Genomic DNA, 12,239 nt, shown 5'->3' on the forward strand with positions numbered 1-12,239 from the left:
TGTAGCGCCTTTTTTCATGCTTGAACAAGTCGAATTACTGTAGAGCTGTTACTTTATTTATTAGCAAAACCTTATTTAATTCATAGAACTAGTCTTGAATTTGAAACTTCTGTTATCACGATATGTTGAAAATTTGATAAGGCTTCAAATATTCACCATACCTATGAGATCAAAATCTCACTGTCACTGAATGTAATTTTTTGTTTCATAAAAAACGTCAACACTGAGCAAGATTTATTAAAACGTAGTCACAGAAAAAGTGACATGGAACACGCTTTCTAGTTGCTGTGTAACATTGAAAGCGATACACGGTGGATAACATGAAACAAAAACTCACTCCTACTTTACTTGCCGCAGTGGTAGCCGGCGCACTTTCGTCTCCAGCAATGGCAGACATCATCATCTCTCAATATGTAGAAGGTGGTAGTTACAACAAAGCTATTGAAATCGCCAATACCGGTGATAGCTCAGTCTCTCTAGATGGATATGAACTGGCGAAACAGAGCAATGGTAAAGGCGAATGGGGCAGTAAACTGTCATTAAATGGCCAAGTGCTCGCTGCGCAAAGTGTATTGGTTGTGGCGCATACCAGTGCGAGCGATGACATTAAAGCTGTTGCGAATATTCTTGATGGCTCAACGACTAATTTTAATGGTGATGATCCAATGGCACTGCTCAAAGATGGTGCGGTTCATGACCTATTGGGTGTGTCGGGTGATGTCGACTTTGCAAAAGATGTCACTCTAGTACGTAATTCGGATGCGATGACACCTTCTTCTACTTATGACGCTTCTCAATGGTCATCACTTCCGAAAGACAGTATCGAAGGTTTAGGTGTTCTTGATGGTGGTACAGCGCCAGAACCGTTCGCGTGTACTCAAGACGGCGCGGAGCCGACCTTTACTTCTATCCAAGAAATTCAAGGCGATGGCGATACTTCACCATTTATCAATGGTTACCCATACATAACCGATGAAGATTTCTTTGTTAAAGGTGTAGTAAGTGCAGTAACAACGGGTCTGACAAAAGGCTTCTACCTTCAGGCACTAACTGATGACTACAACCCTGAAACCTCAGAAGGCCTGTTTGTTCATACAAACCAATCGAGCTCTGAGTTAAAAGCGGGTGATGTGGTATGTGTTAAAGGTAAGGTGCAAGAATACTACGACCACACGCAACTAAAAGTAGAAAACAATAACTGGGTTAAGCAAGGCGAACAAACCGCGCCAGTGGCAACTGATATCGAAATCTTACCAACGGATGAGAACTTCGATCGTACCCTAGAGCGTTATGAAGGTATGTTGGTTAACACCACTGAAGCTCTGGATATGCGAGTTACCCGAACTTTTGGTTATGACTACGCAGCGCGTCGCAACAATATGGTACTTGCGCAAGGCCGCATCAGCATGCAGCCAAACCAAAACTTCCCAGCAGGGTCAGAAGAGGCTAAGCAACAAAGTATTGAAAATGCAGAGCGTCGCTTATACGTAGAATCAGATGCTAAAGCCGGTGATGGTCAAATCCCATATTACCCAGACTTCGGTCGCACTGATGTTGATCAAGATGGCTCGACAGAAGATTACATTCGTATCGACGACACTATTGTTGGCCTAGAAGGTGTGATTACCTACAGCTATGGTGACTACCGCCTTATTCCAACCAATACTCTTACAAGCGAAAGCTTTATTCGTAACGATCCTCGTACTGAAGACATCGACATGAAAGAGGGTGATTTACGCATCGCTACTTTCAACGTACTCAACTACTTCAATTCGCCATTTGGGGGAGACGCGAATCCACATGGTGATAACCGTGGTGCTGATAGCTATGAAGAATTTGAGGTGCAACAAGCGAAAATCGTTAACGCGATTCTACGCCTAGATGCAGACATCATCGGTCTGATGGAAATCGAAAATAACGGCTTTGGTGATAGTGGTGCAATTCGTCAGCTTGTTGACCAGTTGAACGCTCGTATTGAGAAGAAGAAAGATCGCTACGACATTGTTGCTATCGACTCTAACGGCGACAAAGTAACTGACGAAAATGACTACATTGGTACTGACGTGATTACTACAGGCGTAATCTACCGTCCGAAAGTGGTTAAGCTGAAAGATTCTCGCGTTATTCCAATGCCAAGTCAGCAAGCACCAGAAGTGTTGGATGACAATGGTAAAGTGATTGAGGATGGTAAGAACTACCAACGTGATTCTCTAGCGCCGACCTTCAAAGTGAAAGGCACCAAAGAGAAGATCACGGTTGCGATTAACCACCTTAAGTCGAAAGGTTCTAAGTGTTGGGAAGATGCGGCGCCAGTTGAGCAGGGCGGTCAAGGCGGTCAAGACCTAGACAAACAGGGTTCTTGTGAGAACTTCCGTGTAGCAGCTGCTGTGGCTTTGGGTGATGCACTAAGCGAAATCAAAGGTCATAAAGTTATCTTAGGTGACTTGAACGCATACGGAATGGAAGATCCATTGCTAGTACTGACAGATTACAGCCAAGAGAAATACGGTAAGACGATCAAAGCAGCACGTAATACGTACATTGATGGTCAGGTTCAGTTTGGCGACGAAGGTGCAGTGATCACTGATAGCTACGGCTACATCAATGCCGTAGCGAAAGCGCATCCAAACAGCTGGAGCTATTCATACAATGATGAAGTGGGTGCACTGGACCACTTGTTGATCAGTTCAAGCCTAGAGAAGCATTTTGTTGATGCTACGGATTGGCACATTAACGGTGGCGAGTCGACATTGTTTGATTACAACGATGAATATAAAGGCGACCTTCCGAAGTACAATGACCATTTCCGTTCTTCAGATCATGATCCTGCGGTACTTGAGCTGAACATGGCGGGTTCGTTTGGTTTTGCTGCAACATTGTCGCTATTTGGTCTAGCACTATGGCGCCGTAAACAGTAGCGCTCCCTATTAGTGTAAATTCATAAGGCCAGTGAATACTGGCCTTATTTTATCGTTTGCACTTGCCTTTCTCCTTTCTTATTGCACAATACCGCCCCTAACCTCGACTTTTATCAACGCAGTTTTTCATCATGCTACTGATCATCGATAACTACGACTCCTTTACTTATAACCTTTACCAGTATTTTTGTGAGCTGGGCGCAGAGGTGAAAGTCGTGCGCAACGATGAAGTCACGCTTGAAGAAATCGAAACGTTAAACCCTACTCATCTAGTGATCTCTCCTGGGCCATGTACGCCCAATGAAGCGGGTATCTCACTAGCTGCTATCGAATACTTTGCGGGTAAACTACCAATACTTGGAGTGTGTCTTGGCCATCAGGCAATTGCGCAGGTGTTTGGTGGTGAAGTTGTACGAGCTCGTCAGGTTATGCATGGCAAGACATCGCCAATTGTTCACAACAACCGAAGTGTTTTTTCTGGATTGAATAACCCGCTGACGGTCACGCGCTATCATTCTCTGGTGGTGAAAACCGGAACGCTACCGGATTGTTTTGAGCTGACTGCTTGGACGCAATTGGAAGACGGAAGCATGGATGAGATCATGGGTTATCAACACAAAACCCTGCCGATTGATGCCGTACAGTTTCATCCTGAATCGATTAAAACGGAGCAAGGTCACCAGATCCTCGCCAACTTTATTGCTCGAAAGCCACTTTAAAACGCTCGATTCCTGAGTTTGGTATTCGGTTAAAGCCTGACTCAGATCACTTTTCTTAACATTTTCTTCATAACCTCGTCTGCGAATACTTTGTGAAAAAGTATGCGTAGAGTTTGTCACGCCTACTTCTCAGCCCTTATCGCGACTAAGATTAACCATAGCTTATCTTTAATATAAGAATATATTGCTTCATAAATGTGAAAGGGTAATGCATAAATACTCAAGGATGATGAGTATTAGACTTCATAGTGGCTACTAAAAAGAATAAACCACTATTGAAATGGTTAATTAAATGTAAATACAATGCCAGCATAGCTTAATAGCAAAACAATATCTTATTTCATTGATTCGAAGTAAGGACACCATATTCGCTATGCATGCGGTATCAAGAGGGAATGTGCAATGACTGTAGAAAATAATGTAGAACGCGGTTTGTTTGATGAGGTAATGGTACCTTGTTACAACCCAATGGAAATGATTCCAGTGAAAGGCGAGGGTGCTCGTGTTTGGGACCAAAAAGGGACTGAATATATCGACTTTGCTGGTGGTATTGCCGTGAGCTGCCTAGGTCATTGTCATCCTGCAATGGTTAACGCGTTAACAGAACAAGGTCAGAAGATCTGGCACTTAAGTAACGTTATGACTAACGAGCCAGCGCTGCGTCTTGCTAAAAAGCTGACAGACGTATGTTTTGCTGAGAAAGTGTTCTTTGCAAACTCTGGTGCAGAAGCGAATGAAGCGGCACTTAAGCTTGCTCGTCGTTACGCCGCTGACAAGTTTGGTCCTGAAAAATCAGAAATCATCGCCTTTAAACAAGGTTTCCACGGCCGTACTTTCTTTACGGTTACTGTTGGCGGTCAAGCTGCATATTCTGATGGTTTTGGCCCTAAACCTGGTGACGTTACTCACCTACCGTACAACGATGTGGAAGCATTGAAAGCACACATTTCAGATCGTACGTGTGCCATCATGATGGAGCCACTTCAAGGTGAGGGCGGCATCATCTCTCCAACGGACGAATTCGTACAGACTGTTCGTGAGCTGTGTGACAAGCACAACGCACTACTGATTTTCGATGAAGTACAAACGGGTAACGGTCGTACTGGTCACTTCTACGCTTACCAAGGTCTAGGTGTAACGCCAGATATTCTGAGCACTGCTAAATCTCTTGGTGGTGGTTTCCCTATCGGTGCAATGCTTACGACGACTGAACTTTCTAAGCACCTGAAAGTAGGTACTCATGGTTCAACGTATGGTGGCAACCCACTAGCATGTGCTGTAGCGGAAGCTGTGGTTGATGTTGTTAGCGCACCAGAAACGCTAGCCGGTGTTGCTGAGCGTGAAGCGTTGTTCCGCGAAGGCTTAGCTAAACTAAACGATAAGTACAACATGTTTGCCGAAGTTCGTGGTAAAGGCTTATTGCTTGGTGCCGCACTGAATGAAGATTGGCAAGGCCGCGCTCGTGACGTTTTGGTTGCAGCAGGTAAAGAAGGTCTAATGGTTCTAGTTGCAGGTACAAACGTCGTGCGTTTCACGCCATCACTAGTCATTACTAAAGAAGAAATTGAAGAAGGATTAGCTCGCCTAGATAAAGCTCTAGCAACGCTAGTTAAATAAGAAATACCTAGTCTAGTACTCATATCGACATAAACAGTGTCATCCTCAACAGGAAGGCATGACAAAGTTGGGGATCTCTTGCATAGCGTTGAGAGATTCCCTATCAAGCTCATTCCTCACTGTAGGGAATGACGAAGTCAAAGTATAAACAGATAATTAATGAGTACTAGCGTTCACTGCATCAGGAGGGAGTTTCGATGCTGGTTGTTCGCCCTATCGCAATGTCGGACTACGATGCGCTGCACACATGTGCGGTTGAGTCGGGTCATGGATTTACATCTCTACCGGTTAACGAAGAACTGTTAACTAATCGTATTACCCATTCAGAATATAGCTTCACAAAGCCAGACGTAACTGAACCTGGTGATGAAGGCTATCTAATGGTTGGCTTTGATAGTGAAACTGGTGAAGTCGCTGGTTGTACTGGTATCGAAGCTTCAATTGGTTGGGATGTACCCTTCTACTCATACCACATCAGTACCGTCGTGCATTCATCGCCGAAACTTGGCGTGAATAACGTAGTTAAGCTACTGACTTTCGGCAATAACTACACCGGCTGTAGTGAGATTTGTACTTTATTCCTAAGACCGTCATTCCGCGGAGGATTGAATGGTCGCTTAATGTCTAAATGTCGTTTCCTCATGATGGCTGAGCACCCGCATCGTTTTTCTAAAACGGTATTTGCTGAGATGCGTGGTGTTTCTGATGAAGAGGGTAACTCTCCATTCTGGCAATGGCTACAAGAGCATTTCTTCTCGATTGATTTTACATTAGCAGATTACCTAACAGGTATTGGTAAGAAAGGCTTTATCGCAGACCTTATGCCTAAGCTGCCAATTTATATCAACCTATTGAGTAAGGAAGCACAGGCAGTGATCGGTCAGGTTCATGACAACACCAAACCTGCGCTGCGCCTACTTGAAAAAGAAGGTTTCACTTGTCGCAACTACGTCGACATTTTTGATGGTGGCCCGACGGTAGAGTGTGACGTGCGCAATATTGAATCTGTGCGTCATTCGATTCGCGCTAAGGTGACAGTCGCAGAACATACCAGTTCTCAGGACTACCTCATTTCGAACACTTCGTTCGAAGACTTCCGAGCGACCGCAGCAAAAGCGGCATACGACCATGCCACTGAGTCAGTGATTTTGTCGCCAGAAGTAGCAGATGCATTGAAGTTGAATGAAGGCGACTACGTTCGCATGTTGGCTCAGTAAGCTTGATATTATGAAGGAACAAGTTATGACACATTGGATTGCTGGTGAATGGGTGAAAGGTCAAGGTGAGGCAATGAACTCACAAAGCCCATACAACAATGAAGTCATCTGGCAGGGTGAAAGTGCGACGCCAGATCAAGTTGAACAGGCCGTATCAGCAGCGCGTAGCGCATTTGTTGGCTGGAAGAAAATGAGCTTTGCTGAACGCGAAGCGATTGTTCTAGCTTTTGCTGAGAAAGTGAAAGAGAACAGCGAGCAAATTGCTGAAATCATCGCTAAAGAAACTGGTAAGCCGATTTGGGAAACGCGCACTGAAGCGGCCGCTATGGCTGGCAAAATTGCGATTTCTATCCGTGCTTACCATGACCGTACTGGTGAAGCGCAGAGAGAAGCTGCAGGTAACCAGATTGTACTTCGCCACCGACCTCTGGGTGTAATGGCAGTATTTGGTCCATATAACTTCCCTGGTCACTTGCCAAATGGTCACATTGTTCCGGCGCTTCTTGCTGGTAATACCGTAGTATTCAAACCATCAGAGCAAACCCCGTTAACGGGTGAGTTCGCGATGAAGCTGTGGGATCAGGTTGGTCTACCTAAAGGGGTAATCAACCTTGTACAAGGTGCGAAAGAAACAGGTATCGCACTGGCTGATTCTAAGGGGCTTGATGGTGTGCTATTCACAGGTAGTGCGAATACAGGTCATATCCTTCACAAACAGTTTGCAGGCCAACCGGGTAAAATGTTGGCACTAGAGATGGGTGGTAATAACCCAATGGTTATCTCTGAAAACTACGGTGAAGTCGATGCAACGGTCTACACCATTATCCAATCGGCATTTATCAGTGCCGGTCAACGTTGTACTTGTGCTCGTCGTCTGTATGTTCCAGTCGGTGAGAAAGGTGACCTACTAGTAAGCAAGCTAGTAGAAGCGACGAACAAGATTCGTGTTGATCAGCCATTCGCTGAACCTGCGCCATTCATGGGACCGCAGATCTCTAAAGCTGCGGCTGACTTTATCCTTGCAGCACAATCCAATCTGCAAAAACTGGGTGGTCAGAGTTTGATTGAAGCACAGGCAGGTGAAGCAGCATTTGTGACGCCTGGCATTATCGATGTGACAGCGATTGCTGAATTGCCTGATGAAGAGTACTTCGGTCCATTGCTGCAAGTCGTTCGTTACCAAGGTTTAGAAAAAGCAGTCGAGCTAGCAAACGATACACGTTTTGGCTTATCCGCTGGTCTAGTTTCTACTGACGATGGCGAGTGGGAATATTTTGTTGACCATATCCGAGCGGGTATCGTGAACCGTAACCGTCAGCTAACGGGCGCAAGTGGTGATGCACCATTTGGTGGTCCTGGTGCGTCGGGCAACTTACGACCAAGTGCTTACTATGCAGCAGACTACTGTGCTTACCCAATGGCATCGATGGAAGGCGGAGAAACGATTCTTCCTGCGACCTTGAGCCCAGGGGTAGAGCTATAAAAATATTAGGTCAGTAAGAACCTAAATTAAGGGAATTCCCTTCTTCCTCCCTGAGCAGGGAGGTTTTAACGTCACAGGTTGAAGGCTATCAAACTGATTATCTGGACAAGTCGGTTTGGTAGCCTCTTTTATACCAAAAATTAAACGAATAACGATAACAACGACCTAACTCTATAACGTAAACAACCCCATACAAGGAGGCGTTATGACGCCAGATGTTTTATTCCAACAGTTATGGACGGACTATATTCAACGCTTGTGTCCTTCTGCTGAAAAAGTGCATCAACTTCTACAAGAAGATGAGGCTCTCATCAATGACCATATTGCTCTGCGAACCTTTAATATTGAGCCATTAGGTATTGCAACACTGGCTCAGCCTTTCTTGGATGCTGGCTATAAACCATGTGGTGATTATGAGTTTGAAAGCAAGAAGCTGGTGGCTAAGCATTTTGAACATCCTGATCCTAAACAACCTAAAGTGTTTATCAGTGAGCTTAAAGTGAATGAGTGTTCTGACGAGCTTCAGGCGATCGTTGCCAAGCTTGTAGAGCAATTGGACACCCATGATCTAAAAGGTGCTGACTTCCTGTGGGGTGGCCGTTTATGGGAGTTGAGTTATCAAGATTTCCAAACGCTAGCGAAAGAGAGTGAATACGCTTCTTGGCTCGCAGCACATGGTTACGGTGCGAACCACTTTACTGTGAGTGTGAATCAATTGAACGCCTTTGATGAAGTGAAAGGTGTTAATGATCATCTTCGCCAAGCTGGTTTCACTATCAATGAATCGGGCGGTGAAGTGAAAGGCTCTCCAGATGTATTGCTAGAGCAATCTTCTACTATGGCTGACAAAGTCGCAGTGTCATTTGCTGAAGGAACGGAAATCATTCCTGGTGGTTTTTATGAATTTGCTAAGCGCTACCCAATGGCGAATGGTGAGTTGTACCCAGGATTTGTAGCAGCATCTGCAGATAAGATTTTTGAAAGTACCAACGGATAAAAAGCAGAAGTGAAAACGGCTTTGCCCCTAGGGAGATAGACGTCATTCCATAGACCGACGCAGGAGGGAGTAGGGAATCTTCATCGGTTGGCTTTCTTGCTTGCAGAGATCCCCAACTCAGTCGTCCCTCCTTCTCGGGGATGACGCAAATAAACAAAAAAGCCACCAATGTCTCCATTGGTGGCTTTTAAATTTTTTAAACGTTAATTGGGATTAACGAGTACCGTATACCACGATAGTTTTACCGTGTGCAGAAATTAGGTTCTGCTCTTCTAGCATCTTCAGGATACGACCTACTGTCTCACGTGAACAGCCAACAATCTGACCGATCTCTTGACGAGTGATCTTGATTTGCATGCCGTCTGGGTGAGTCATCGCATCAGGTTGCTTCGCTAGGTTTAGTAGCGTTTGAGCGATACGGCCAGTAACGTCTAGGAATGCTAGGTCACCCACTTTTTGGCTAGTCACTTGTAGGCGGCTTGCCATTTGCGCAGAAAGGCGCATTAGGATGTCTGGGTTAACTTGGATTAGCTGACGGAATTTCTTGAAAGAGATTTCCGCTACTTCACAAGGAGATTTAGCACGAACCCAAGCAGTACGCTCTTGATCTTCTTCGAATAGACCAAGCTCACCGATGAAATCACCTTGGTTTAGGTAAGAAAGGATCATTTCCTTACCTTCTTCGTCCTTGATAAGAACCGCAACAGAGCCTTTAACGATGTAGTACAACGTCTCAGCTTTTTCGCCCGCGTGAATTAGCGTGCTTTTTGATGGGTACTTATGAATATGACAGTGTGAAAGGAACCACTCTAATGTTGGGTCGGTTTGAGGTTTACCTAGAACCATAATATCTCACTTCCTCTGCAGGGTACGCTTGTCGCTTTCCATGTTTTAGCAAAGCCTTAAATAGGCTTACTAGGATAAGAGCACTTTACAAATGCTGCAAGCTATCTTGTGTTTCGGTAAGAAATAGTATCCTTTTTCGAAAACGATTTCTTGATTTTAATCGGGTCAAGCGGTGTATTTACTACGCAAAACTGTGCACATGATCACGGTATGAAAAGTAATCGCGTTCTAGCCATGAGTATTAGCCAATTTTCCCGGTTTCGATGAGTTGTTGAAGAATAGGGCGTACGATTAATTCCATCGCAAAACTCATCTTGCCACCAGGGACAACAATGGTGTTATGACGGGACATAAACGAACCATCAATCATTGCGAGTAAATATGGGAAATCGACATTCTTGATACCACGCAAGCGGATCACGACAAAGCTCTCATCTAAGCTAGGGATTCCTTTCGCATTAAGTGGGTTAGAAGTATCGACGGTTGGTACGCGCTGAAAGTTAATATGAGTACGAGAAAACTGCGGTGTGATGTAGTTTAGGTAATCATCCATTGAGCGAACAATGGAGTCCATTACCGCTTCACGAGAATGGCCTCTATCACGGGTATCGCGTACGAACTTTTGAATCCATTCAAGGTTTACGATGGGTACCATGCCAATCAGAAAATCGACATGTTGAGCTACGTTGACATCACCATCGACTACGCCACCATGAAGACCTTCGTAGAATAGTACATCTGAGTTTTCTGGTAAGTCTTGCCAAGGAGTAAATGTACCTGGCATTTGATTGTAAGGGACGGCTTCGTCAAAGGTGTGTAGATAGCGACGAACTTGGCCTATACCTTCTTGTCCATATTTACGGAAGAACTCAGCTAACCCACCAAAGTCATTCGCCTGTGGACCAAAATAGCTAATGTGGCGGCCTTGTTCTCGAGCTTTACGGATCTCTACATCCATTTCTGGACGGGTGAAGCGGTGAAAACTATCGCCCTCAACCCATGCAGGTTTGACGTTCATCATGTTGAACATCTTGCGGAAAGCTTCAGAGGTAGTGGTAGTTCCGGCACCGGAAGAACCAGTAACGGCAATAATTGGGTGTTTTGCTGACATGACAAACCTTGTCTGAGAATACGTTCCTGTAATCGACGCCCACTATAACACGCTTTAATGGGGCGTCACTGTATGCGGTTCTCTAAAATTTATTTTTGAGTTGGATATCGACCGTTTCATGCAATTCAGAGAAAACAACGACTGCTTCACCGGACTCAAGCTGCTTCTTGATTTGGTCGATTTTACTTTGTAGCGAGACCTCGATAGCACCATAGTCAGTGCCTTCGCGTAGGACGAATTCTTTGATTAAGTTATCCAGTGTGTCCGGGTCAATTTGTTGCCAAGGAACAATCATAAATACCTCTAGATTTTATGTTCGTTGTAGACGCTGGGTATTATGCCGAAACTGCCAGACTTTCATAGTAGGCGGGCAACGCTTCTTCTAACCAAAAACGGGGCTTTATTGCACTACCAGTGACAAAACCGACGTGTCCACCTTGCTCGAAAAGGCGGTAGTCGATGTTATCCGGCAAGACATATTTGGGGATCACCGCATCGGTCATAAAAGGATCGTCTTTAGCATGAATGATCTGGGTTGGAAGAGTGATCTCTTTTAAGCGATGAATCCCAGAGCATTTATGGTAGTAATCCTCTGCATCTTTGAAACCGTGCAGGGGAGCGGTAATCAAATCATCAAACTCATACAATCTCGTGACTCGTTTGATGCTGTGATAGCTCAGGCCTAACTCGCCTTTCAGCAGATGTTGTTTTTGCAGTGCGCTCTTTTTTAGCGAGGTGAGCAGATAGCTCTTGTAGAGTTTTGAAAAGCCTTGCTCGATTCGTTCTGAACAAGCAGAAAGATCGAGTGGCGCAGAGACAATGGTGGCAGCATCAAGTAAGGGCTCTTCACTATATTTGGCTAAATAGTTGGCCAACATATTGCCACCTAATGAGATACCTACCGCGACTTTGGTTTGGTTAGGGAATAATTGATTGAGGTATTCCAAGAAGAATCGCGCATCTTCGACTTCACCTGAATGATAAGCGCGAGCCAGTTTATTTGGTTTGCCACTACAACCACGAAAATGCATCATGACCGATAGCCAACCTTGTTTGGCAAAAGCATTCATTAGACCGTTGGCATATGGGCTATAGAAGCAGCCTTCTAACCCGTGGAACAACACAAAAATTGGCTTATCAGTCTTTGCCTCGTCTTGGTTGCTTTGATTGATGTCTTCGCTCCATGCAATATCGAGAAAGTCCCCATCAGGGGTATCGAGTGTTTGCCACACAGGTTCAAATAGCGCTTTTTTGCGAATAAAGCGCGGTGCAAGAGTTTGAAGATGTGGGTTTGTTAGTCCTTTAGCAGCAACAAATTGAGTCATAGAGGA

10 protein-coding genes are annotated in these 12,239 nt (G+C 44.9%); 6 read left to right on the forward strand and 4 right to left on the reverse strand.

The annotated features are described in order from the left end of the window. Positions 1-320: 320 nt before the first annotated feature. The 6 genes from AAFX28_RS09955 to AAFX28_RS09980 all read left to right on the forward strand — a co-directional run bounded on the left by AAFX28_RS09955 (position 321) and on the right by AAFX28_RS09980 (position 8,951). Positions 321-2,918, forward strand: a complete 2,598-nt coding sequence (locus AAFX28_RS09955) for an ExeM/NucH family extracellular endonuclease (RefSeq protein WP_408687387.1) — start codon at positions 321-323, stop codon at positions 2,916-2,918. Between the two features lie 131 nt (positions 2,919-3,049). Next, complete coding sequence (locus AAFX28_RS09960) at positions 3,050-3,637, forward strand: aminodeoxychorismate/anthranilate synthase component II (RefSeq protein ID WP_408687389.1); 588 nt, start codon at positions 3,050-3,052, stop codon at positions 3,635-3,637. A gap of 402 nt (positions 3,638-4,039) precedes the next feature. Further along, positions 4,040-5,254, forward strand: coding sequence for an aspartate aminotransferase family protein (locus AAFX28_RS09965; protein WP_408687391.1), 1,215 nt, complete (start codon positions 4,040-4,042; stop codon positions 5,252-5,254). 197 nt (positions 5,255-5,451) lie between these two features. Continuing rightward, complete coding sequence (gene astA / locus AAFX28_RS09970; RefSeq protein WP_408687393.1) at positions 5,452-6,471, forward strand: arginine N-succinyltransferase; 1,020 nt, start codon at positions 5,452-5,454, stop codon at positions 6,469-6,471. Between the two features lie 25 nt (positions 6,472-6,496). Further along, positions 6,497-7,954, forward strand: a complete 1,458-nt coding sequence (gene astD / locus AAFX28_RS09975; RefSeq protein WP_408687395.1) for a succinylglutamate-semialdehyde dehydrogenase — start codon at positions 6,497-6,499, stop codon at positions 7,952-7,954. 205 nt (positions 7,955-8,159) lie between these two features. Beyond that, complete coding sequence (locus AAFX28_RS09980) at positions 8,160-8,951, forward strand: DUF1338 domain-containing protein (protein ID WP_408687397.1); 792 nt, start codon at positions 8,160-8,162, stop codon at positions 8,949-8,951. A gap of 213 nt (positions 8,952-9,164) precedes the next feature. Here AAFX28_RS09980 and crp read toward each other — a convergent pair whose 3' ends face one another. The 4 genes from crp to AAFX28_RS10000 form a co-directional block, all read right to left on the reverse strand. Continuing rightward, a complete protein-coding gene (crp, locus tag AAFX28_RS09985) occupies positions 9,165-9,797 on the reverse strand; it encodes a cAMP-activated global transcriptional regulator CRP (RefSeq protein WP_004410522.1) in 633 nt (210 codons plus the stop codon). 241 nt (positions 9,798-10,038) lie between these two features. Next, positions 10,039-10,908 carry a phosphoribulokinase gene (locus tag AAFX28_RS09990; protein ID WP_408687399.1) on the reverse strand — a complete coding sequence of 290 codons (870 nt, stop codon included), beginning with the start codon at positions 10,906-10,908 and terminating at the stop codon, positions 10,039-10,041. Between the two features lie 82 nt (positions 10,909-10,990). Continuing rightward, on the reverse strand, positions 10,991-11,203 hold the full coding sequence (locus AAFX28_RS09995) for a YheU family protein (RefSeq protein ID WP_408687401.1): 213 nt from the start codon (positions 11,201-11,203) through the stop codon (positions 10,991-10,993). 40 nt (positions 11,204-11,243) lie between these two features. Further along, positions 11,244-12,233: a hydrolase gene (locus AAFX28_RS10000; RefSeq protein WP_408687403.1), complete on the reverse strand. Its 990-nt coding sequence runs from the start codon at positions 12,231-12,233 to the stop codon at positions 11,244-11,246. Between the last annotated feature and the right edge of the window lie 6 nt (positions 12,234-12,239).

The sequence above is a fragment of the Vibrio sp. TBV020 genome (assembly GCF_046056895.1).
Taxonomy (GTDB): Bacteria; Pseudomonadota; Gammaproteobacteria; order Enterobacterales; family Vibrionaceae; genus Vibrio.

Bases quoted from the DNA above. Each gene is read 5' to 3' on its own strand.
- AAFX28_RS09955 (WP_408687387.1), top strand. From the start codon at position 321: ATGAAACAAAAACTCACTCCTACTTTACTTGCCGCAGTGGTAGCCGGC.
- AAFX28_RS09960 (WP_408687389.1), top strand. From the start codon at position 3,050: ATGCTACTGATCATCGATAACTACGACTCCTTTACTTATAACCTTTAC.
- AAFX28_RS09965 (WP_408687391.1), top strand. From the start codon at position 4,040: ATGACTGTAGAAAATAATGTAGAACGCGGTTTGTTTGATGAGGTAATG.
- astA (WP_408687393.1), top strand. From the start codon at position 5,452: ATGCTGGTTGTTCGCCCTATCGCAATGTCGGACTACGATGCGCTGCAC.
- astD (WP_408687395.1), top strand. From the start codon at position 6,497: ATGACACATTGGATTGCTGGTGAATGGGTGAAAGGTCAAGGTGAGGCA.
- AAFX28_RS09980 (WP_408687397.1), top strand. From the start codon at position 8,160: ATGACGCCAGATGTTTTATTCCAACAGTTATGGACGGACTATATTCAA.
- crp (WP_004410522.1), bottom strand. From the start codon at position 9,797: ATGGTTCTAGGTAAACCTCAAACCGACCCAACATTAGAGTGGTTCCTT.
- AAFX28_RS09990 (WP_408687399.1), bottom strand. From the start codon at position 10,908: ATGTCAGCAAAACACCCAATTATTGCCGTTACTGGTTCTTCCGGTGCC.
- AAFX28_RS09995 (WP_408687401.1), bottom strand. From the start codon at position 11,203: ATGATTGTTCCTTGGCAACAAATTGACCCGGACACACTGGATAACTTA.
- AAFX28_RS10000 (WP_408687403.1), bottom strand. From the start codon at position 12,233: ATGACTCAATTTGTTGCTGCTAAAGGACTAACAAACCCACATCTTCAA.